This is a genomic window from Microbacterium sp. 1S1 (assembly GCF_008271365.1).
Taxonomy (GTDB): Bacteria; Actinomycetota; Actinomycetes; order Actinomycetales; family Microbacteriaceae; genus Microbacterium.
The window spans coordinates 814869-836729 of record NZ_CP043430.1; the positions used below are offsets into that span (position 1 = coordinate 814869).

Genomic DNA, 21861 nt, shown 5'->3' on the forward strand with positions numbered 1-21861 from the left:
CGCGGGTCGAAACCGGACCGCTCAGACGATTCGAGGACGTTCGGTCACGCCGTGACGCCGAGGCCCGCCAGCTCGGCCTCGTCGAGCATCCGCGAACGGATGAGGAACCGCATCCCCGTGGGACCCTCGACGCTGAAGCCGGCACCGCGTCCCGGCACGACGTCGATCGTCAGATGCGTGTACTTCCAGTACTCGAACTGCGAGGCCGACATGAAGACCTCGACCGGATCGTCGAGCCCCACGTCGAGGGCGCCGAGGAGCACGTCGCCCGGGCCGGTGAGGAACATCCCCACCGGATAGCACATGGGCGCGGAGCCGTCGCAGCAGCCGCCGGACTGGTGGAACATGAGCGGCCCGTGCTGCGCGGTGAGTTCGCGGACGAGCGCGGCGGCGGGGTCGGTCACCGCGACGCGCGCGGGCGGGGTCGGACTGGCCATGCGATTCCTTCCCGTATGCCGGGTGGGGGGCGGCGGCCGCCGCCCCCCCCCCCCCCCCCCGGCGCCGACGATCAGAAGAAGCCCAGCGGGCCATCAGCGTACGAGACGAGCAGGTTCTTCGTCTGCTGGTAGTGGTCGAGCATCATCTTGTGGTTCTCGCGGCCCACACCGGACTGCTTGTACCCGCCGAACGCGGCATGCGCCGGGTACTGGTGGTACGTGTTCGTCCAGACACGACCGGCCTCGATCGCCCGGCCCGCACGGTAGGCGGTGTCGCCGCTCCGGCTCCAGACCCCCGCGCCGAGGCCGTAGAGGGTGTCGTTCGCGATCGAGATCGCGTCGTCGAAGTCGTCGAACGACGTCACCGAGAGCACCGGACCGAAGATCTCCTCCTGGAAGATCCGCATGTCGTTCGTTCCCTCGAACACCGTCGGCTGCACGTAGAAGCCCTCGCTGAGGTCGCCGCCGAGGTCGGCGCGCTCGCCTCCCGTGAGCAGTCGGGCCCCGCCCTGCTTCCCGATGTCGATGTAGCTGAGGATCTTCTCCAGCTGATCGTTCGAGGCCTGCGCGCCGATCATGGTCGCCGGATCGAGCGGGTTGCCCTGCACGACCTTCTTCACGCGCTCGAGGCCGTCGGCGAGGAAGCCGTCGTAGATCGAGCGCTGGATGAGGGCGCGTGACGGACAGGTGCAGACCTCGCCCTGGTTGAGCGCGAACATCGTGAAACCCTCGAGTGCCTTGTCGTAGAACGGGTCGCTCGTGGAGCGCGCGACGTCCTCGAAGAAGACGTTCGGGCTCTTGCCGCCGAGCTCCAGGGTGACGGGGATGAGGTTCTGCGAGGCGTACTGCATGATGAGGCGGCCGGTCGTGGTCTCTCCGGTGAAGGCGACCTTGCGGATGCGCTTGTGCTGCGCGAGTGGTGCGCCGGCCTCGATGCCGAAGCCGTTCACGATGTTCACCACACCGGCCGGCAGCAGGTCGCCGATGATGTCGAACAGGAACAGGATCGACGCGGGCGTCTGCTCCGCGGGCTTGATGACGATGCAGTTGCCCGCGGCGAGCGCCGGCGCCAGCTTCCACACGGCCATGAGGATCGGGAAGTTCCAGGGGATGATCTGGCCGACGACGCCGAGCGGCTCGTGGAAGTGATACGCGACGGTGTTCTCGTCGAGCTGGCTGATGCCGCCCTCCTGCGCACGGAGCACCCCGGCGAAGTAGCGAAAGTGGTCGATCGCGAGCGGGATGTCGGCGGCGAGGGTCTCCCGCACCGGCTTGCCGTTCTCCCAGGTCTCGGCGACCGCGATCTCCTCGAGGTGCTGCTCCATCCGGTCGGCGATGCGGTTCAGGATCACGGAGCGCTCCGCGGGGCTGGTCTTGCCCCAGGCGGTGAAGGCCTTCCAGGCGACGTCGACGGCGCGGTCGATGTCCTCGACGGTGCCGCGGCCGACCTCGCTGAAGGGCTTGCCGTTGACGGGACTGATGTTCTCGAAGTACTGGCCCTTGGCGGGCTCGACGAACTCGCCGCCGATGTAGTGGCCGTACCGGGGCCGGTAGTTCGCGACCGCACCCGGTTGTCCAGGGGCGGCGTAGGCGAGGGACACGTCTTCTTCGACGATGGTCATGGGGTCTCCTTCGACGGGGGGCGCCGCGCGGCGGTGCGCGGTGTTGCCTCGACGCTAGGCCGCTCCCCGTTGCACTCCGGTGCGCACCGTTGCACAGGGTTGCATCCGGTTCGAGTCGGGCACCGCCCGTCATCCGCGGCCGACGGAGGCCGGGTCAGGCGAGGTTCGGATCAGGCGAGCCGCTCGATCCGCGTCACGAGGCCGGCGCGACGCGGCGAGCGCGCGGGCAGCATCTCCAGCGCCAGCCGCAGCACCTCCGCATCCTCGCTCCCCTCCGGGGTGTCCGCGTAGGCGAGCAGCACATCGAGACTCGCTCCGGACAGCATCACCTCGCGGAGGGCCGCACGGACCGAGCCGCGGAACTCCTCGACACCGGGCGACGTCGACTCCGGCAGCACGGCACCACGGTAGGCGGTGAGGGCGACCCGGTGGGCGCCGCGATCGAGGAGGGACAGCACGTCGTGCGCGTCGGTCTCCAGCGGCACGGGAAGGCGGTACGGACGGGACTCCGGCACGAGATCGGGGGCCGAGCGCTCCAGCACCTTCCGCAGCCGCACCATCTCCGGCCGCAGCGTGTCCGGGGACACGTCCGCACCGTAGACGAGCTCGGCGAGCCGGTCGGCCGAGAGCCCCTGGCGGTGCACGGCCAGCATCAGGAGGATCGCCGCGTGCCGAGCGCTGAGCTCGGCCACCGTCTCTCCGTGCCGTGACGCGGTCTCCAGGCGGGCGCGGTCGCGTCCCAGCACCTGCAGCCGGGCGCGGGCGGTGGGCTCCGGCGGTGTCTTCCCGGGCGAACGTCGAGCCGAGGACTCCGTGCGTCCCCGCAGCCGGGCGACGAGGAGTTCGGATTCGACCGCCCGCGCGGTGGCGTCGACGAGCAGCCGGGCCTGCGGGGTCACGACCTCCGGCCCGCCGGTGATGTCGATCACCCCGAGGACCCGCCGCGTCTCCGGGTCGTGCACGGGAGCCGCGCTGCACGACCACGGATGCACGAGTCGGTTGTAGTGCTCGGCCCCACGGATCTGCACCGAGCGCTCCAGCGTGAGCGCCGTGCCGGGGGCGCTGGTGCCGACCGCGTCCTCCGCCCAGTTCGCGCCCGCGACGAATCCCATGCCCTCGGTGAGGGACCGGAGCTGGGCATCGCCCTCGATCCACAGCAGGCGACCCGCCTGGTCTCCCACGGCGATGACCACCCCGGAGTCCTCGGAGTCGCCCGGCAGCAGCAGGGCGCGGATCATGTCCATCGCGGAGGCGAGTGGATGGGCGCGACGGTACGCCTCGAGCTCGTGCTCCTGCAGGTCGAGCGGGGGCAGCCCCTCCGGTCCGACGCGATGGCGCCAGGACCGCTCCCAGGACTCCCGCACGAGCGGACGAACCTCACGGAGTCGGTGATCGTCCAGGTTCCCGGCGATGAGCTCCTCGTGGGCGCGCTCGACGAGGAGGCGAGACGCCGTCGGTGACGCCTCTCGCGGATCGTGCCACGTCGCAGACACGCGTTCTCCGTTCCTGGAGCCGGGAGCGTGCCCTCAGTGTACGAGCAGCATCGGCTCGGCGGAACAGCGGCGCCGCGGCTCGGTCAGGGCAGGAGCCCGGCGACGAGATCGTCGATGACGTCGTCCGTCGAGGTGTCGGGGTCGATCGGCACGGTGAGCCGGTCGAGCAGCAGGCCGTCGATCGCGTAATGGAACAGAGCGATCTCACGACGGCCGCCAGGGAGGCCGGCGGCGACGTTGAAGGCGACGTCCGCGTCGAACCCCGCCCGCTGCCAGGCGCCGAGCAGGGCGGCCAGTTCGGGCCGGCGGGCGCTCTCCAGGCGGAGTGCGAACAACGCGAGGGTGACGTCGCGGTCGGCGGTGAGGCGACGCACGATGTCGCGGATGTAGTCGGCGAACAGCGCGCGACTCGGAGTGACATCCGCCCGTCGCTCCAGGTCCTCCGGCGTGGGGGCCAGACGCTCTCCGATGCGGTCGACGAGCCCCTCGATCAGCGCATCCCTGCTGCGGAAGTAGTTGGAGGTCGTGCCGCCGGGAACCTGCGCCTCGGCGTCGACGGCGCGGTGTGTGAGTCCCCGCGACCCTTCGCGCGCCAACACGGCCAGCCCGGCGTCCGCAAGCTGCCGCCGACGCGCCTCGTTCCTCACCATGCCCCCACTCTAGCGCAATCACTACATCTGTTGTATCGTCAACCGCGACAGGTGTAGTGATTCGAGAGGACCGACCCCGCGGCATCGGGGCCCTCCGGTGTATAGCCGGTCCGGGCCCCGATGGCAATGCCGTTCTCGGATCGGGTCCTGATTCCTATCGTGGTCCCATCACGAGTCAGGAGGCGCCATGAACGTCCACACCCCCACCAGCACTGGCTCCTCGCAGCGCGCCGACGCGGACCACCCCGCCGCGACCGAGCCGGCTTGCGAGCGGATCGACTTCGATCGTTACGTCGTCTCGCATGACGCTCCCGTCGGATACATCGAAGTCGTGCCGCCGCTCTATGTCTGCTACCTCGGACACCCCTATCCTCGGGCTGTGGAGATCGCTCAGGTGTACGACTACGACCATGCCGTCAGCATCGTCAGTGCCATGGCCGCGGGTTCGCGCGACCACGCCCTCGCCGGATGAGCCGGGAGGTCTGGCCCGGGTCCGCGTACCCGCTGGGGGCCACCTTCGACGGTCAGGGGACCAACTTCGCCCTCTTCAGTGAGGGAGCGGAGCGCGTGGAGCTCTGCCTCTTCGACGACGACGGCACCGAGACGCGAGTGCCGCTCACCGAGGTCGATGCGTTCGTCTGGCACGGCTACCTGCCCACGGTCCAGCCGGGGCAGCACTACGGCTACCGGGTACACGGCCCCTATGACCCCGCGCAGGGACAGCGGTTCAATCCGAACAAGCTGCTCCTCGACCCCTACGCCAAGGCCGTCGCGGGCGAGATCGACTGGGGCCAGTCCCTGTTCGGCTACGACTTCGGCGACCCGGACTCCCGGAACGACGACGATTCCGCCGCCGCGATGGCGAAGGGCGTCGTCGTCAGTCCCTTCTTCGAATGGGGCGGCGACCGCCCCCTGAAGACCCCGTACGCCGAGACCGTCATCTACGAAGCCCACGTGAAGGGCCTCACCCAGCGCCACCCCGACATTCCGGAGGAGCTGCGGGGCACGTACGCGGGAATCGCGCATCCCGCGATCATCGAGCACCTGCAGCGGCTCGGGGTCACCGCGCTCGAACTCATGCCCGTGCATCAGTTCGTCAACGACTCGGTGCTGCAGGACAAGGGGCTGTCGAACTACTGGGGTTACAACACCCTCGGGTTCTTCGCCCCGCACAACGCCTATGCGGCCGGCGGTCAGGCCGGCCAGCAGGTGCAGGAATTCCGCGCCATGGTCCGCTCGCTCCACGAGGCCGGCATCGAGGTCATCCTCGACGTCGTCTACAACCACACCGCGGAGGGCAACCACCTCGGCCCGACGCTCTCGATGCGCGGCATCGACAACGAGGCGTACTACCGGCTCGAAGAGGACAAGCGGTACTACACCGACTACACGGGGACGGGCAACAGCCTCAACGCCGGCAACCCGCACGCCCTGCAGCTGCTCATGGACTCGCTGCGCTACTGGGTGACAGAGATGCACGTGGACGGCTTCCGCTTCGACCTCGCCGCGACGCTCGCCCGCGAGTTCTACGACGTCGACCGCCTCGCCGCGTTCTTCGAGCTCGTGCAGCAGGATCCGATCGTCTCGCAGGTGAAGCTCATCGCCGAGCCGTGGGACATCGGCCCCGGCGGCTACCAGGTGGGCAACTTCCCACCGCAGTGGACGGAGTGGAACGGGAAGTACCGGGACACCGTGCGCGACTTCTGGCGCGGCGAACCGCAGGCGCTCGGGGAGTTCGCCTCCCGGCTCACCGGGTCCGCCGACCTGTACGAGCACTCCGGGCGGCGTCCCGTCGCCTCCATCAACTTCGTCACCGCGCACGACGGCTTCACGCTGCGCGACCTCGTCTCGTACAACGAGAAGCACAACGAGGACAACGGCGAGGACAACAACGACGGCGAATCCCACAACCGCTCCGACAACATGGGGGCGGAGGGACCGACCGACGACATCGACATCAACCGGCGTCGCGCCCGCCAGCAGCGGAACTTCCTCGCGACGCTGCTGCTGTCGCAGGGCGTGCCGATGATCTCCCACGGCGACGAGCTCGGTCGTACGCAGCACGGCAACAACAACGGCTACGCGCAGGACAACGAGCTCACCTGGATCGACTGGGAGGCTGCAGACCTGCCCCTCGTCGAGTTCACCGCCGCGGTCGCACGCCTCCGGCACGAGCATCCGACGTTCCGCCGCAGCCGCTTCTTCGACGGACGCCCCGTGGCCGACGAAGACGGCGAGCGCATCCCCGACGTCGTGTGGTTGCGACCGGACGGCGGCCGCATGACACCGGAGGACTGGGACTCGGGCTTCGGTCGCTCGGTGGGCATGTTCCTGAACGGCCGCGGGATCCGTGAGATCGACCGCCGTGGTCGGCCCGTGGAGGACGTGAACTTCCTCGTCTACTTCAACAGCGGGGACGACCCCGTCGACCTCGCTCTGCCGGACGACCGGCACGGCGCGCAGTGGTTCGTCGCCGTGGACACCGCCGGCGAGCTCGGCGACAGGAACCTGCGGGCGCGCGACACCGTGCCGCTCGAGGCGAAGGCACTGCTCGTGCTGCAGGAGATCGACGGCGAGCCCGTCGACACCGATGACTCCGTCGATGCCTCGCTCCGCGCGCAGAGCGAGCAGGCGGCCTCATGACCGACAGGCCGCTCTCCACGTATCGCCTGCAGATCAGTGCCGGCTTCCCGCTCGATGCCGCCGCGGACGTGACCGGCTACATCGCGGAGCTCGGCGCCTCGTGGGCCTACCTGTCGCCGTTGCTGGCGGCGACCCGGGGGTCGAATCACGGGTACGACGTCGTCGACCACGGGCGCGTCGATCCCGATCGCGGCGGTGAGGACGGCCTGGTGCGCTTCGCCGCCGCCGCGCGGGCGGCCGGACTCGGCATCCTCGTCGACATCGTGCCCAACCACGTGGGCGTCGCCGCGCCCCGGCAGAACCGCTGGTGGTGGGAGGTGCTGCGTCTCGGGCGGAACACCCGGCACGCGGCCGCCTTCGACATCGATTGGACGTCCGGCGGCGGGCGGCTCCTGCTGCCTCTGCTCGGTGCGGCGCCGGACGAGGTGATCGCGGACGGCGAGATCGTGGTGGACGCCACCCCGGCCGAGGACGCCCCCGACGGCGTGCTGCGCTACTTCGAGCACGAGCTCCCCCTCGCTCCGGGATCCGCGGCGCTGGCCGACGACCTCCCCGCGCTCCTGGACGCTCAGAATTACGAGTTGCGGTTCTGGCAGGACCAGAACACTGACCTCACCTATCGCCGCTTCTTCGCTGTGTCGGAGCTCGCCGGTATCCGGGTGGAGCGGCCCGACGTCTTCAGCGAGTCGCATCGGGAGATCAGCCGCTGGATCCGGGAAGGGCTCGCGGACGGGCTGCGGGTGGATCATCCGGACGGACTCGTCGATCCAGGGGGATACCTGGAGCAGCTTGCCGACGCGACCGGACGGGCGTACACGCTCGTGGAGAAGATCCTGGAGCCGGGCGAGGCGCTGCCGGCCTGGTGGCGGACCGACGGCACGACCGGGTACGACGCGCTGGCCGAGCTCGACCGCCTCTTCGTCGACCGGGAGGGCGTAGCGGCACTGGACCGGCTGGATGCCCGACTCCGCGCCGAGACGGGCCTGCCGGACGCGCTGCCCTGGCACGACCTCATCCACGACACGAAGCGGATGATCGCCGACACGCTCCTGACCGCCGAGGTGCGACGGCTCGTGCGCACCCTCCCCCACGGGATCGTGGGCGCCGACGACGCACTGGCCGAGCTGCTCGCCTGCTTCCCCGTGTACCGGTCCTACCTGCCGGAGGGCCGTGAGCACCTGCGCGCCGCCTTCGGCGAGGCCCGGCGGCGACGCCCTGACCTGTCGTCCGCGTTCGCCGCACTCGAGCCCCTGCTGAACGATCGCCACCTCGAGGTCGCCCAGAGGTTCCCGCAGGTGAGCGGCGCCGTGATGGCGAAGGGTGTGGAGGACACCGCGTTCTATCGCTGCACCCGACTCGGGACGCTGACCGAGGTCGGCGCCGACCCGTCCGTCCCCGCGCTCTCCGTCGACGAGTTCCACGACGCACAGCGGGCGCGGCTCGCCGGGTGGCCGCACTCGATGACCACCCTGTCCACGCACGACACCAAGCGTTCGGAGGACGTGCGCGCGCGCCTGTCCGTGCTGTCCGAGATCCCGGAGCGCTGGGCCGAAGTGCTGAGCGAGCTGCGCGCCGTCGCGACTACGGGACACGGTCCCCTCGACGCGCTGATCTGGCAGGCCGCCGTCGGCGCCTGGCCGTTGCCCTCGGAGCGGCTCCTCGCCTACGCCACCAAGGCGGCGCGGGAGGCCGCGGAGCGGACGACCTGGCAGCGCCCGGATGCGGTGTTCGAGGAGGGACTTGCCGCCATCGCACGCTCCGTCGAGGGCGAGGCCGCTCCGATCCTCGATGCGTTCGTCGCCGAGATCGTCGGTCCTGGTCGCTCCAACTCCCTCTCCGCCAAGCTGCTGCAGCTCACGGGACCCGGCGTGCCGGACGTGTACCAGGGCACCGAGCTGTGGGACCTCTCACTCGTCGATCCCGACAACCGGCGACCCGTCGACTTCGCTCTCCGCGCGGAGATGCTGCGGGAGCTGGACGAGAATCATGCCCGCGGCATCGTGCCCCCGATCGATGACACCGGTGCCGCGAAGCTGCTGCTGACCTCGCGGGCGCTGCGGCTCCGGCGCGACAACCCCGAGCTGTTCCGCTTCTACCGACCGGCTGTGGTCGAGGGCGAAGCCGCGGACCACGCCGTCGCCGTGCACCGCGGCGGCGCGACGGCGGTGGCCACCCGGCTTCCGGTGGGGCTCGCGCGGCGCGGGGGCTGGGGCGACACGGTCATGATGCGGCCCGAGCTGCCGGGGACCGACCTCCTCACGGGACGACGGATCCCCCCGGGACCCGTGCGCCTGGCGGAGCTGCTCGACACATACCCCGTCGCCCTGATCGAACTCGCCCGATGAGAGGAACCTGCCGATGATCGAGGTGTGGGCACCGCGCGCGACGCGTGTGCGGTTGCGGAGGCTGGACCCCGCGGGCTCGATCGTGGACGAGCAGGAGCTCACGGCGTCGGCGGACGGGATGTGGACGACGGACCTCATCCTCGCCGATGGTGAGCGTTACGGCTTCGTGCTCGACGATGGCGATGACCTGCGCCCTGATCCGCGCTCGCGCCGCCAGCCGGACGGCGTGCACGCGGCCTCGGCGGCGTTCGACCCTGCAGCGTTCGCATGGACCGACACCGCATGGACGGGGCGACAGCTCGCGGGCGGCCTGATCTACGAGCTGCACATCGGCACGTTCACGCCGGAGGGCACACTCGACGCAGCCGTGGGTCGCTTGGACCACCTCGTCGACATCGGCGTCACGCACGTCGAGGTACTCCCGGTGAACGCCTTCAACGGCCGCTGGAACTGGGGATACGACGGCGTGCTCTGGTACGCGGTGCAGGAGGAGTACGGCGGTCCCGCGGCCTACCAGCGTTTCGTCGACGCCGCCCACGCGCGCGGCCTCGCGGTCGTGCAGGACGTCGTGTACAACCACCTCGGCCCGAGCGGCAACTACCTCCCCCTCTTCGGCCCGTACCTACGCGAAGGCGAATCCAACACGTGGGGCGACTCGCTGAACCTGGACGAGGCCGCGGTGCGGGAGTACATCCTCGAGAACGCCCTGATGTGGCTGCGCGACTTCCACGTGGACGGGCTGCGGCTCGACGCCGTGCACGCCCTGCACGACCGGCAACCCGTGCACCTGCTGCGCCAGCTCTCCGAACGCGTGGACGCTCTGTCCGCGCAGCAGAACCGGCCGCTGACCCTCATCGCGGAATCCGACCTCAACGACCCGACGCTGATCCTGCCGCGGGAGGCCGGCGGCTACGGGCTCACGGCCCAGTGGTCGGACGACTGGCATCACGCCGTGCACGTCGCACTCACCGGAGAGACCACCGGGTACTACGCCGACTTCGCCGCGGAGGAGGCGGTGGCCAAGGTGACGGAGCGGGGCTTCTTCCACGACGGAACCTACTCGTCCTTCCGCGACCGTCCGCACGGGGCCCCGATCCCGGCCGAGGTGCCGAGTTGGCGACTGGTGACCTTCGCGCAGGACCACGACCAGATCGGGAACCGCGCCGCCGGGGACCGGATGTCCGCCACCCTCTCCCCCGACCGGCTCGCGGTGGCCGCCGTGCTCACCCTCACCGCGCCGGGCACCCCGATGCTCTTCATGGGCGAGGAGTGGGGCGCGACGACGCCGTGGCAGTTCTTCACCTCGCACCCCGAGCCCGAGCTCGGACGCGCCGTCGTCGAGGGCCGCACGGCCGAGTTCGCCCGTATGGGGTGGGATCCGGCCGCGGTGCCCGATCCGCAGGACCCCGAGACCTTCCACCGCTCGCACCTCGACTGGGCCGACGCCGAGGCCCCCGAGCACGCCCGGCTCCTGGCGCTGTACCGCGACCTCGCACGACTGCGGCGAGCGCGGCCGGAACTCACCGACCCGGACCCCGCACACACGGCCGTCGAGGTCGGCGAGACCGACGGCCGACCCGATCACCGCGTCTACCGCATCGACCGCGGCGGGGTGTCGGTGCTGGTGAACCTCTCCCCCACGCCCGCGTCCTTCGCGGTGCCCTCCACGTCGGAGCTCCTCCTCGCAACGGCCGCCCTGACGCGGACTCCCACGTCCCTGACCCTCCCCCAGACGCCGCCGCCATCGTGAGCTGAGGTCGACCCACCCCTCTGCGGCCGACCCGGCCCTTTTCGTGCGGCCGCAGGGGGCCGGGAGGCACGAAAAGGGGTGGGTCGGCGGAGGTCAGCCGCGCGAAGCCCACCAGTCGCGGAGGCGCTGCTCCGCGACGGCCTCGCCCAGTACGCCCTCATCGAGACGGAGGTCGAGCAGGAACCTGTACGCCTCGCCGACCTCCCGTCCCGGCTTGATGCCGAGGACCTGCTGGATCCGGTTGCCGTCCAGCTCCGGACGGATCGCGTCGAGCTCCTCCTGCTCACGGAGCGCCGTGATCCGAGCCTCGATGTCGTCGTAGGCGGCCGCGAGCCGAGCGGCCTTGCGCTTGTTCCGCGTGGTGACATCGGCGCGGGTGAGGATGTGCAGGCGCTCCAGCAAGTCACCGGCATCGCGGACGTAGCGGCGCACGGCGGCATCCGTCCATGCCCCCTCCGCATAGCCGAAGAACCGCAGATGCAGCTCGATCAGCGTGGCCACGGCCTCCGTCGTCGCGGTGTCGAAGCGCAGGGCCTGCAGGCGTTTGCGAGCCATGCGGGCGCCGACGATGTCGTGGTGGTGGAAGGTGACCGCTCCGCCCGGCTCGAGCCGGCGCGTCCGCGGCTTGCCGATGTCGTGGAGCAGGGCCGCGATCCGCAACGGGACGTCCGGCGCTGCTCCGGGGTGTCTCGCATGCTCGAGCGCGATGGCCTGGCTGAGCACGGTGAGCGAGTGCTCGTAGACGTCCTTGTGGTGGTGGTGCTCGTCGACCTCGAGCTTGAGGGCGTTGACCTCCGGAAGGAATTCGTCGATGAGCCCGGTCTCGACCAGCACGCGGATGCCGCGAACAGGGTCGTCGGTCTGCATGAGGCGCACGAGTTCGGACTGCACGCGCTCCGGACTCACGATCTTCAGGGTCTCGCGGAGCTCGGTGACCGCCCGGGCCGTGTCGTCATCCACCGTGAAACCGAGCTGGGCGCTGAACCGGGCCGCCCGCAGCATCCGCAGCGGGTCGTCGCCGAACGACACCCGGGGATCCGTCGGGGTCCGCAGCACGCCGGCCACGAGGTCCTCCACACCCCCGGTGGGGTCGACCAGTCTCACGGCGGGCACCTGGAGGGCCATCGCGTTGACCGTGAGGTCGCGGCGGATCAGGTCGCCGTCGATGGTGTCGCCGAACTCGACGGTCGGCTTGCGGGTCACACCGTCGTAGCTGTCGGCGCGGTAGGTCGTGATCTCGACCTGTTCGCCCCGCACGCGGGCACCGATCGTTCCGAACGCGCGGCCGATGTCCCAGTGCGCGGAGGCCACCGGCTTCACGATCGCGAGGATCTCGTCGGGCGAAGCGCTCGTGGTGAAGTCCAGGTCGTGCGTCTCCCGACCGAGGAGCGCATCGCGGACGGGACCGCCGACGACGGCGAGCTCGTAACCGGCGGCGTCGAAGGCCTCAGCGAGGGTACGGACGACGGGATTCTCGGCGAGCGCGCCGAGACGGGCGAGGCCGTCGGCCATGTTGAGCATGGGTTCCAGCGTACCGGCCCGGCTTTCCACCCCTCCCGGACCGCCCGCGACCCCGTTCACCTGCCCGTCGCCTCGATGTCAGCCCTCCGTCATCCGGCTCCGCTGGGCTGAGGACGCCCCGTGCGGCTGAGCACGGACACCCACCATGAAGGACAGACATGACCTCCCTCACCCCTGCGGTGCGGTGGCGGCGTCGCGGACTGACGTCCGTCGCGCTGCTCGCCGTGCTCGGCGGCGCCGTCGTCGCGCCCGCGGCCACTGCCGCACCCGACCCCGACGTGCCGACGGGATCCCTGATCACCGGCGACACCACGTGGCACTACCTCGATGACGGTTCCGACCCGTCCCCCGCCCCGGCCGCCCTGCGCGACTGGACCCTGCCCGCCTTCGACGACAGCGCATGGAAGACGGCGCCCGGCTCGTTCGGGGCGAAGAACGGCGCCCTCGCCCCGGTCGGGCCGCAGACACCGAAGACGCTCCTCACCCACTACCTCGACGGGGTGAAGGCGCCGACGGTACCGACCTACTTCTTCCGCACGACGTTCGAGCTGGAGGCCGGCGTCGCCGAGCAGGTCGCCGCCCTGCAGAGCACCGTCACCTTCGACGACGCGCTCATCGTGTGGATCAACGGCGAGGAGGTCGCCCGGTACGTCGACGGCCGTATCACCGACACGACCAACGTCGAGTACGCCGGCGACTCCAACGGCGACCCCCTGACGAGCACGTTCAGCGCCGAGGGCGACCTTCTCCACGACGGCACCAACACCATCGCCGTGTCGCTGTTCCAGGACCGCGCGACGAGCTCCGACATCTACTTCGACATGTCGTCGCTCACGCTCGTCGAGGCCGCAGACCCCGGTACGCCGGTCGTCGCACCGCCCACGCGCGTCATCCTGACCCCGACCGAGAAGCCCGAGGTCTCGCAGTCGTTCTCCTGGCTCGCCGGCGACCCTTCGCACACGGTCGGGCAGGTCGAGATCGGCCCCGCGGCCGGTGGCGTCACCCGCACGGTCGACGCCTACGACGCGGGAGTGGTGAACGGCAATCCGAACAAGCACTTCTCGGCGACGGTCACCGACCTCGCCCCCGCGACGGCCTACCGCTACCGCGTGGGTCTCCCCGGCAGCTGGAGCGACTGGTACGAGTTCCGCACGGCGGACCCGGCGGCGAGCGACTTCCAGTTCATCTACTACGGCGACGCCCAGATCGGCCTCGACACGACCTGGCCGAGCGTCGTTAAGCAGGCCGAGGCGAACGCGCCGCGATCCATCGGCTCCGTCCACGCCGGAGACCTCATTAACACGTCCAGCAACGAGAACGAGTGGCTGAACTGGTTCAAGGGCATGAAGGATTCCGCCGTGCGCACCAACGTCATGGCGGCCCCCGGCAACCACGAGTACTCGGGCGACAAGCTCCTCACCGCGTGGAAGGCTGCGTTCGAGTACCCGCACAACAACCCGTCCACGAGCTCGATCGGAGAACTGGCCGACCTGGCGAAGGGCGACTCCGAGGTCGCGCAGCAGTACCGCGCGTTCTTCGACCACTGGAGCTCGTTCGCTGCGGAGACGGCCTACTACACCGACTACCAGGGCGTCCGTTTCGTCACCCTGAACGCCACCCGCGACACGACCTTCCTCACGCCGGCCGGCCTCCCGTCCTGCACGGGTGCGGAGTGCCCGTCGTCGCAGATCGGCACGCTGTGGACGCGGTTCCAGGGGGCCTGGCTCGACCTGCTGCTGCAGAACAGCCCGTCGAAGTGGAACGTCGTCACGTTCCACCAGCCGGTGTTCTCCGCGTCGGCCGGTCGTGACGAGCCGGTGCTCCGCGCCGAGTGGCTGCCCGTGTTCCAGCGCAACGACATCGACCTCGTGCTCATGGGACACGACCACACGTACGCCCGCGGCTACGTGAACACGGACGCCACCGAGACCCCGGGCCTCACCTCCGGCCCGGTCTACGTCGTGTCGAACTCCGGGGCGAAGCACTACGACCTGGAGACCCCGGAGAAGAACGTCTGGACCAACAACGGCGCCACCCAGGTGCTGCGCGGTCAGGGCGTGACGACGTACCAGGTGATCGACGTCTCGAAGGACCAGCTCGTCTACCGGTCGTACCTGGCCGAGAAGCAGCCGGACGCCACGACAGACCTCCCCGTCGGCGCCGTCTACGACACCTTCACGGTGACGAAGTCCGATGCGGGCGAGAAGTGGGTCACCGAGGCCGGCGTCACTCCGCCGGTCACGGAGGAGCCGGAGCCGGAGAAGCCGGCGACCGTCGAGCTCGGCGCGTCCACGGTCGCGGCGGGCGGCACGCTCGAGGTGTCGGGCAGCGGCTTCGCGGCCGGCGCCGAGCTGGCGCTCGAGCTCCGCTCGGACCCGGTCTCGCTGGGCACGGTCACGACGGCGGCGGATGGGACGTTCTCCCGCACGGTCACCATCCCCGCCGGCACCCCGGCCGGCACGCACACGCTCGCCGTGATCCGTCCCGACGGCACCGAGGTCACCGCGGCGCTCACCGTCACCGCGGCGGCGGGTGGCGGAGCGGTCGTCCCCGGCGAGAGCGGCTCCGGGGGCGCAACCGACGGCGACCTCGCGACGACGGGCGCCGACAGCATGCCGTTCGTCATCGGGGCCATCGTGCTGCTCGCCGCCGGCCTCGGCCTGTTCGCCCTGCGTCGCCGCCGTGCGACCGCGGTCGTCGAGTCGACGGACGCCGAGTAACCCATCCCCCCTCCGCGGGCGCCGTCGGTCCTCCCGGCGGCGCCCGTGCCGTCCCTCCCGTGCACAACTCCGGAGATCTCAGCCGACACGCCGCGCCCGGGAGGGCGGCCCCGGCGTGTCGACACGAATCTCCGGAGATGTGCGCGGCGCGGCCGCCCCCGGCCTAGGCTCGCACCATGCACCGGTCTCTCGGTCGCGCCGCCATCGCGGGCGTCGTCACTATTCTCGCCGTGGCGCTGACGGCCTGCGCCCCGGAGGACTCCACCGTCGATCCGGCACCGACGCCGGCGTCCCCGACCCCGGATGCGTCCGTCGCGCCCGAGCCCGCGGATGAGATCGTGGTGATCTCGGTGGACGGGATCGCCGTCGACGGCGGTCCGCTCGTGCCCTTCGAGGAGAGGGAGCTCGTCATCGACGCCCTGTCCGACGCGATCGGCGTCGCCCCGGAGGAGGAGCCGCTCGAGGGCCCGTACGGCGGCGAATACACCGCCTACGTCTGGGAGGGCCTGCGCGCGACCGACGACAACTCGCGGATCGCCGTCTCGGTGACGGCGGATGCCCCGTCCGTCACGTTCACGACCCCGGAAGGGATCGGTCTCGGCGCCACCCGCGACGAGGCCCGGTCCGCCGGCGCGGAGGATGAGTGGGATGAGGACGGCGACGGCATCGCGGACTACCTGAAGATCGGAATGCGCGAAGTGGCCGGCACGCGATCGCTGGCCCATCCGGAAGAGGTCGGCGTGGAGTACGTGCTCCTGGTCCTCACGGAGGACGTGGTGACCGGCATCCAGAGCGGCGCCAATGACTACTCCGACATCTGACGCGCCGCGGGACTGGGATAACCTTCACGTGCCCGACCCGCGAAGGAGAACCCGTGCCCGCGAACGATGCCTTGGCCGATGAGACCGATCGGATCGTCGCGGCGGCCCTGCAGGTGAACGGCCGCGCGTCCTGGGGGGAGATCGCCCGCGCGGTCGATCTCCCCGAGCGGACCGTCGCCCGCCGCGGGCAACGCCTGCTCGACCGGGGACTGGTGCGCGTCTCGACCTACGTCGACCCGGCCCGCGTGCTCCACGCGCGGGCGGTGCTGTTCCGCATCACGACCGAACCGCATGCGCTGTGGCATGTCGCCCGCACCCTCGCCCGGCGTGCCGACGCGTCGTCCGTATCGGTCCTCGAGGGCAGCAGCGACATCGCCGGGATGCTCCTCCCCCACGACGACGCGTCGATCCGCGAGCTGCTGTTCACGGACTTCCCCGAGGTCGAGGGCATCGCGTCGATCAACGTCACCACGGTGCTGAAGTTCTTCCGCTCCGGGCACGACTGGCGGGTGGGGGTGCTGTCGGACGAGCAGGTGCGGATGCTGGACGAGTCGTCGGGTTCCGAGGTCGATCCGGCGGATGCCCTGAGCGCGGACGAGGAGGCACTGATCCGCCTGCTGCTGAAGGACGGGCGGATGCCCGTCGCGCAGCTCGCCCGGGCGCTCGGCCTGAACGTCACCACGACGCGCCGCCGGATGGAGTCGCTCAACCGCCGCGGACTCATGCACCCGCGCACCGAGATCGTGCCGAGCCTCTTCGGCCTCGGACTGGAGGCCCTCGTGTGGCTGCGGGTGCCGATGGACCGGCTGGAGAAGGTCGGCACCGCTCTCGCGGCGGCCCCCGAGGTGAAGTTCGTCGTCGCGACGACCGGCACGTCACAGCTGCTCATGAACGTGCTCGTGCGCGACGCGGACGAGTTCTACGACTTCCTCACCGGCCCCTCGGTCGCCGGTCATGACGGGCTGGAGGTCGTGGAGTCGCTCGTGGTGATCACGCCGGTGCTGCGCGGCTCGCTGATCGTCGACGAGGCCCCGGAGGCGCTGGCGCAGGACATGCCGACGGGAGCCATTCGCCTATAGGCCGATTCTGTTACGGACGTGTAAAGAAGTGGCGAGATCGTTCGCCACACCTTGACCTATTGGCGAAATAGGGCGAGTATCCTCTCCAGGGCCAACACCCCGGGAGAGGATGATCGTGTTCACGGCTACAGGAGACGACTGGGCGGATCGCGCGACTGCGCTGTCCCTGCGCACCGGGATGTTCATCGACGGCGCCTGGCAGGACGGCACCGCCGAGCCCCTAGCGCCGGTCAGCCCCCGTGACGGCCGTTCCCTGCCGCCGGTCGCCGCCGCCTCGCCCGCCGACGTGGACCGCGCCGTCCGCTCCGCCCGCGCAGCCTTCGACTCCGGCGTCTGGTCGCGCATCGCCCCGCGCGAGCGCGGACAGCGCCTGATCGCCTTCGCGCAGGCGATCCACGACAACGCCGAGGAGCTCGCTCTCACGATCTCTCTCGAGATGGGCAAGCCGGTCCGCGAAGCCCTGCAGACCGAGCTGCGGGCGGTCGTCACCTGCTTCCGCTGGTACGGCGAGGCGGCCGACAAGGTGCTCGACGAGCTCCCGGTCACCGCGCCCGGCAGTCTCGCCCTCGTCACCCGGGAACCCGCCGGCGTCGTCGCCGCCGTCGTGCCGTGGAACTTCCCGCTCACGATGACCGCCTGGAAGCTCGCGCCCGCACTCGCGGTCGGCAACAGCGTCGTCCTCAAGCCCGCCGAGCACACCACATTCTCCGCCCTGCGCCTGGCCGAGCTCGCCCACGAGGCCGGCATCCCGGCCGGTGTGCTGAACGTCACCCCGGGCGCCGGCCACATCGCCGGCCGTGCACTCGGCGAGCACCCCGACGTCGACGTCGTCACGTTCACCGGCTCGCCCGAGGTCGGCCGACGGTTCCTCGGATACTCGGCCGCGTCGAACGGCAAGCGCGTGTGGCCGGAGCTCGGCGGGAAGACCGCGAGCCTCGTGCTGCCCGACGCCGATCTGGAGCGGGCCGTCCGTGCGACCGCCGACGGCTGCTTCTACAACCAGGGGCAGATGTGCACCGCGTCGTCCCGGCTGCTCGTCCCCCGGGCGCAGCGGGACCGCGCCCTGGAGATCGCCGCGGAGGTGGCGCACACCACTCTCCCGGCCGACCCGTTCGACGTGTCCACGTCGATGGGCGCGATCGTCAGTGAGAAGCAGCTCGCCGGGATCGCCGGATTCGTCGCCCGCGCGCAGGCCGATGGCGCCGAACTCGCGGCCGGCACCGCCGAGCGGTTCGCGGCCGTCGACGGCGGCAGCTACTTCGCCCCGGTCGTGCTCGGTGTGACCCCGGAGCACGAGGTCGCGCGTCGCGAGGTCTTCGGCCCCGTTCTGTCGGTCATCGCGTACGACGACGTGGAGGACGCCCTCACGATCGCCAACGGCACCGAGTACGGTCTCGCCGCCGCGCTGTGGAGCACCGACCTCAACGCGGTGCACACACTCTCCCGGCGTCTGAAGGCGGGAGTCGTCTGGGTCAACTGCTTCGAGGAGGGCGACATGACCATCCCCTTCGGCGGAGTCAAGGGCTCCGGCTTCGGGCGGGACAAAAGCCTGCACGCGATGGAGAAGTTCACCGACCTGAAGACCACCTGGATAGAGCTGTCGTGACCCGCCCGCTCATCGGCATCACCACTTGGCGCCGCTCCATCGACACCGACCTCGGCACGGGCCGGCCCGCGCACAGTCTCGGCACCGAGTACGCCGCGCCGATCGAAGCCGCGGGCGGCGCCGTCGTCCTGCTGCCCCCGACTGGCGGCGTGGACGAGGTCCTCGACCGGCTCGACGGCCTGGTGCTCTCCGGCGGGGTGGACGTGCATCCGTCCCACTACGGCGCCGAACCGCAGGACGGGAAGTCCTACGACTCGGCCCGCGACGGTTACGAGATCGCACTGGCCATCGGGGCCCGCGAGCGCGGTCTCCCGGTGCTCGCGATCTGTCGCGGCCTCCAGGTCTGCACCGTCGCCTTCGGCGGTTCCCTGATCGTCGACGTCCCCGCCACCGAGCACCACCATCCGGTGCGCGGCGCCGACGAGCAGCTCTCCGCCCGACACCCCGTCACGTTCGCGGAGGGCAGTCGCCTCGCCGCGCTCTACGGGACGGGGTCCCGCGTCGTGAACACCATCCACCACCAGGCCGTCGATGCTCCCGCTCCCGGTCTGCGCCCCGTCGCCTGGGCGCCCGACGGCATCATCGAGGCCGTCGAAGCCGACGACGACTGGGCCTTCTGGGCGGTGCAGTGGCACCCCGAGAAGATGATCGCCCCCGAAGAGGCCGCCGAGGAGCGCCCGCTGTTCGCGGCGTTCGTCGCGGCCGCCCGTGAACGCGCAGCGGAACCGTCCGCTGCCCAGAAAGGAACACGATGACCAAGCAGGTCTTCCTCGAGTACGACAATGGCGTCCGCGCCGTGGCCACCCTGTTCGAGGACCTCGCCCCTCGCACGTGCGAGGCGATGTGGGGTGCGCTGGAGAAGCCGGTCACCATGCAGGCCATGCACGCCATGTACGCCGGGCCCGAGGTCATGGTCGGCCTCCCCGAGGAGGCGCAGAACTTCGACCCGGAGGCCGTGCCCGCGGAGAACCAGCAGGTCGTGCCCGCTCCGGGCGATCTTCAGTGGTACTGGCAGCGTCCCATGCAGATGGGCGGCCTGCCGTTCGAGTGGTACGAGATCGGGGTCTTCTACGATCGTGGTGCCCGTACTCTCGGCCCCCTCGGATGGACACCCGTCAACATCTGGGCCGGCATCACCGAAGGACTCGCGGAATTCGCTCAGGAGAGCGCCGCGATCCGTATCGACGGAGCGAAGCAGCTCACCATCGGACGCCTGGTCTAGGCGTCCACCCCCCCCGTGCTGGACCCATCCCGAAGGAGCAGTGCATGAACACCCGTAGAATCCTCACCGCCGGAGCGCTCGTCGCCACCGGCGCCCTCGTCCTCGCCGGCTGCGCGTCCGGCGACGGCGAGTCCTCGTCCGGTGGTGACAAGGAGTTCGCCGGCGAGACCCTGGTCGTCACGTCGTTCGGCGGCGACTGGGAGAAGGCCTTCATCGAGGCCGTCGTCGACCCGTTCGAGGAGGAGACCGGCGCGAAGGTCGAACTGATCACCCTGTACAGCGCCGACGCCCTCGCCCAGGTCACCGCCCAGAAGGCGAGCCCCCAGATCGACGTCGTGCACTTCTCCGGCGGGCAGGAGTTCACCGCCGCGGAGCAGGGCCTCATCGCCCCGATCGCCGCCGACGACCTGTCCGAGTCGGGTGACCTCATCGACATCGCGACCGCCGGGCTCGAGCGTGGCGAGGGTCCGGTGATCCAGCTGGCCCCGATCGGTCTCGTCTACAACACCGACGCGGACGCCCCGGCGCCCACCTCGTGGGAGGACCTGTTCGACGACGCCTACGCCGGGCACATCGCCCTGACGGACTTCTCGAACACGTACGGCGTGCTGTCGATGCTCCGCGTGGCCGACACGCTCGGGGGTGGCATCGACGACCCGTCCGCGGCCATCGAAGACCTCGGCGCGCTGGCGTCGTCGGGTGACGCGATCGTCGTCCCGACGTCGCCCGACCTGCAGACCGCGTTCGCCCAGCGCGGCACCTGGCTCGCGCCGTACGCGATGGACTACGCGGGAACCCTGCAGGACGCCGGTCTGCCCGTCGAGTTCATCGTCCCGGAGGAGGGCGCCACCGCGTCGCTCATCACGGCGAACGTCGTCGAGGGCCGGGACAACCCCGAGCTGGCGACGCTCTTCATCGACTACGAGCTGCGCCCCGAAGCGCAGGCCGTCTTCGCGGAGAACATGCGCTACTCCCCCGTCAACACGAAGGCCGAGCTGTCGGACGAGGCGGCCGAGTCCGTGCTCACCGGCGACGAGCTCGACGACGTCGTGGTCTACGCCCCGGGCGACATCGCCGCGTCGCGTCAGGCCTGGACCGATGAGTGGAATGCGCTGATCACCAAATGAGCGTCCGAACCCGTAAGGAGCCCTGGCTCCTGCTCCTGCCGGCGATCGTGCTGCTCGCGCTCGCCTTCCTCACCCCGGTGGCCGGCATGCTTCTCATGAGCGTGCAATCGCCGGCAGGCGGGTTCACCCTCGACAACTTCACCCGCTTGTTCGCGAGTGAGTACCACCTCCAGGCGGCGCTGCGCTCGCTCCGCCTGGGGGTGATCCAGACGGTGATCACCCTGGTCATCGCCATCCCGCTGTCGTACATCATGGCGCGTGCCGGATCGAAGGTGCGCTCGTTCCTCCTCATTGTCGTCATCCTGCCGCTGATGACGAGCGTCGTCGTCCGCACGTTCGGATGGGTGGTGCTCATGGGACCGGCCGGTCTGATGATGCAGATCCCCGGCGCGGAGTTCCTCGTCGGCGGCACGCAGGGCTTCCTCGGCACCGAGACCGGTGTGGTGATCGCGATGGTGCAGGTCCTCCTGCCGTTCGCGGTGCTCAGCATCCTCGGTGTGATCTCCGGCATCAAGCCGCAGCTGGAGGAGGCCTCCCGGACGCTCGGCGCCGGGTTCTGGCGCACGCTGCGCCACGTCGTGCTGCCCCTGTCCGTGCCCGGCATCGTCGCGGGCGCCTCCCTGGTGTTCGTCCTCTCCGTGAGCTCGTTCATCACGCCGCGCTTCATCGGCGGCTCGCAGATCCCTGTGTTCGCGCAGACCATCTACGTCGACGCGACCACCAACCTCGACTGGGCGTTCGCGGCGGCACAGGCCGTGCTGCTGTTCGCGGGTGTCATGCTCGTGCTCGCCGGCACGTCCCGTCTCGGGAAGCAGAAGGTGTGAC

At 70.4% G+C, this 21861-nt stretch carries 17 protein-coding genes; 12 read left to right on the forward strand and 5 right to left on the reverse strand.

Translation table 11 applies throughout. The features are described from left to right. Positions 1-44 precede the first annotated feature (44 nt). From FY549_RS04180 to FY549_RS04195, 4 genes are all read right to left on the reverse strand, one after another. Positions 45-437 (reverse strand): DUF779 domain-containing protein, encoded by a 393-nt coding sequence (locus FY549_RS04180; RefSeq protein ID WP_149083960.1) that lies wholly within the window; start codon positions 435-437, stop codon positions 45-47. A gap of 71 nt (positions 438-508) precedes the next feature. Further along, positions 509-2059 carry an aldehyde dehydrogenase family protein gene (locus tag FY549_RS04185; protein ID WP_149083961.1) on the reverse strand — a complete coding sequence of 517 codons (1551 nt, stop codon included), beginning with the start codon at positions 2057-2059 and terminating at the stop codon, positions 509-511. Between the two features lie 170 nt (positions 2060-2229). Then, positions 2230-3552 (reverse strand): GAF domain-containing protein, encoded by a 1323-nt coding sequence (locus tag FY549_RS04190; protein WP_149083962.1) that lies wholly within the window; start codon positions 3550-3552, stop codon positions 2230-2232. Positions 3553-3635: 83 nt separating this feature from the next. Further along, complete coding sequence (locus FY549_RS04195; protein WP_149083963.1) at positions 3636-4202, reverse strand: TetR/AcrR family transcriptional regulator; 567 nt, start codon at positions 4200-4202, stop codon at positions 3636-3638. 187 nt (positions 4203-4389) lie between these two features. Here FY549_RS04195 and FY549_RS04200 point away from each other — a divergent pair, with 187 nt between their 5' ends. Genes FY549_RS04200 through treZ form a run of 4 tightly spaced genes read left to right on the forward strand, consistent with a single transcriptional unit; the run spans position 4390 to position 10940 of the window. Then, complete coding sequence (locus tag FY549_RS04200; protein WP_149083964.1) at positions 4390-4674, forward strand: hypothetical protein; 285 nt, start codon at positions 4390-4392, stop codon at positions 4672-4674. Further along, positions 4671-6845 (forward strand): glycogen debranching protein GlgX, encoded by a 2175-nt coding sequence (gene glgX, locus FY549_RS04205; RefSeq protein WP_149083965.1) that lies wholly within the window; start codon positions 4671-4673, stop codon positions 6843-6845. The genes FY549_RS04200 and glgX overlap by 4 nt, the downstream gene beginning before the upstream one ends. Next, complete coding sequence (gene treY, locus FY549_RS04210) at positions 6842-9190, forward strand: malto-oligosyltrehalose synthase (protein WP_149083966.1); 2349 nt, start codon at positions 6842-6844, stop codon at positions 9188-9190. Before glgX ends, treY begins: the two co-directional genes overlap by 4 nt. Positions 9191-9203: 13 nt before the next feature. After that, on the forward strand, positions 9204-10940 hold the full coding sequence (treZ, locus tag FY549_RS04215; protein WP_149083967.1) for a malto-oligosyltrehalose trehalohydrolase: 1737 nt from the start codon (positions 9204-9206) through the stop codon (positions 10938-10940). Between the two features lie 93 nt (positions 10941-11033). Here the strand turns inward: treZ and FY549_RS04220 are convergent, their stop codons facing one another. Further along, a complete protein-coding gene (locus FY549_RS04220; protein ID WP_149083968.1) occupies positions 11034-12461 on the reverse strand; it encodes a CCA tRNA nucleotidyltransferase in 1428 nt (475 codons plus the stop codon). 158 nt (positions 12462-12619) lie between these two features. On the opposite strand from FY549_RS04220, the gene FY549_RS04225 reads away from it, so the two are divergent. The 8 genes from FY549_RS04225 (at position 12620) to FY549_RS04260 (ending at position 21860) form a co-directional block, all read left to right on the forward strand. Further along, positions 12620-15181 carry a purple acid phosphatase family protein gene (locus FY549_RS04225; protein WP_149083969.1) on the forward strand — a complete coding sequence of 854 codons (2562 nt, stop codon included), beginning with the start codon at positions 12620-12622 and terminating at the stop codon, positions 15179-15181. Positions 15182-15357: 176 nt separating this feature from the next. Next, on the forward strand, positions 15358-16002 hold the full coding sequence (locus FY549_RS04230; protein WP_149083970.1) for a hypothetical protein: 645 nt from the start codon (positions 15358-15360) through the stop codon (positions 16000-16002). A gap of 53 nt (positions 16003-16055) precedes the next feature. Then, complete coding sequence (locus tag FY549_RS04235; protein ID WP_149083971.1) at positions 16056-17081, forward strand: Lrp/AsnC family transcriptional regulator; 1026 nt, start codon at positions 16056-16058, stop codon at positions 17079-17081. Positions 17082-17190: 109 nt separating this feature from the next. Next, positions 17191-18687 carry an aldehyde dehydrogenase family protein gene (locus FY549_RS04240; protein WP_262381135.1) on the forward strand — a complete coding sequence of 499 codons (1497 nt, stop codon included), beginning with the start codon at positions 17191-17193 and terminating at the stop codon, positions 18685-18687. Then, on the forward strand, positions 18684-19442 hold the full coding sequence (locus FY549_RS04245) for a gamma-glutamyl-gamma-aminobutyrate hydrolase family protein (protein ID WP_159463505.1): 759 nt from the start codon (positions 18684-18686) through the stop codon (positions 19440-19442). The genes FY549_RS04240 and FY549_RS04245 overlap by 4 nt, the downstream gene beginning before the upstream one ends. Next, complete coding sequence (locus FY549_RS04250) at positions 19439-19909, forward strand: DUF3830 family protein (RefSeq protein WP_149083974.1); 471 nt, start codon at positions 19439-19441, stop codon at positions 19907-19909. Before FY549_RS04245 ends, FY549_RS04250 begins: the two co-directional genes overlap by 4 nt. Positions 19910-19953: 44 nt before the next feature. Then, complete coding sequence (locus tag FY549_RS04255; protein ID WP_149083975.1) at positions 19954-21036, forward strand: polyamine ABC transporter substrate-binding protein; 1083 nt, start codon at positions 19954-19956, stop codon at positions 21034-21036. Beyond that, positions 21033-21860, forward strand: a complete 828-nt coding sequence (locus FY549_RS04260; protein WP_149083976.1) for an ABC transporter permease — start codon at positions 21033-21035, stop codon at positions 21858-21860. The genes FY549_RS04255 and FY549_RS04260 overlap by 4 nt, the downstream gene beginning before the upstream one ends. The last annotated feature ends 1 nt before the right edge of the window (position 21861 follow it).

What these genes read in the sequence shown, in the direction of transcription:
- FY549_RS04180 (WP_149083960.1), bottom strand. Translation starts at nt 437, where the DNA reads ATGGCCAGTCCGACCCCGCCCGCGCGCGTCGCGGTGACCGACCCCGCC.
- FY549_RS04185 (WP_149083961.1), bottom strand. Translation starts at nt 2,059, where the DNA reads ATGACCATCGTCGAAGAAGACGTGTCCCTCGCCTACGCCGCCCCTGGA.
- FY549_RS04195 (WP_149083963.1), bottom strand. Translation starts at nt 4,202, where the DNA reads ATGGTGAGGAACGAGGCGCGTCGGCGGCAGCTTGCGGACGCCGGGCTG.
- FY549_RS04200 (WP_149083964.1), top strand. Translation starts at nt 4,390, where the DNA reads ATGAACGTCCACACCCCCACCAGCACTGGCTCCTCGCAGCGCGCCGAC.
- glgX (WP_149083965.1), top strand. Translation starts at nt 4,671, where the DNA reads ATGAGCCGGGAGGTCTGGCCCGGGTCCGCGTACCCGCTGGGGGCCACC.
- treY (WP_149083966.1), top strand. Translation starts at nt 6,842, where the DNA reads ATGACCGACAGGCCGCTCTCCACGTATCGCCTGCAGATCAGTGCCGGC.
- treZ (WP_149083967.1), top strand. Translation starts at nt 9,204, where the DNA reads ATGATCGAGGTGTGGGCACCGCGCGCGACGCGTGTGCGGTTGCGGAGG.
- FY549_RS04220 (WP_149083968.1), bottom strand. Translation starts at nt 12,461, where the DNA reads ATGCTCAACATGGCCGACGGCCTCGCCCGTCTCGGCGCGCTCGCCGAG.
- FY549_RS04225 (WP_149083969.1), top strand. Translation starts at nt 12,620, where the DNA reads ATGACCTCCCTCACCCCTGCGGTGCGGTGGCGGCGTCGCGGACTGACG.
- FY549_RS04230 (WP_149083970.1), top strand. Translation starts at nt 15,358, where the DNA reads ATGCACCGGTCTCTCGGTCGCGCCGCCATCGCGGGCGTCGTCACTATT.
- FY549_RS04240 (WP_262381135.1), top strand. Translation starts at nt 17,191, where the DNA reads ATGATCGTGTTCACGGCTACAGGAGACGACTGGGCGGATCGCGCGACT.
- FY549_RS04250 (WP_149083974.1), top strand. Translation starts at nt 19,439, where the DNA reads ATGACCAAGCAGGTCTTCCTCGAGTACGACAATGGCGTCCGCGCCGTG.
- FY549_RS04255 (WP_149083975.1), top strand. Translation starts at nt 19,954, where the DNA reads ATGAACACCCGTAGAATCCTCACCGCCGGAGCGCTCGTCGCCACCGGC.
- FY549_RS04260 (WP_149083976.1), top strand. Translation starts at nt 21,033, where the DNA reads ATGAGCGTCCGAACCCGTAAGGAGCCCTGGCTCCTGCTCCTGCCGGCG.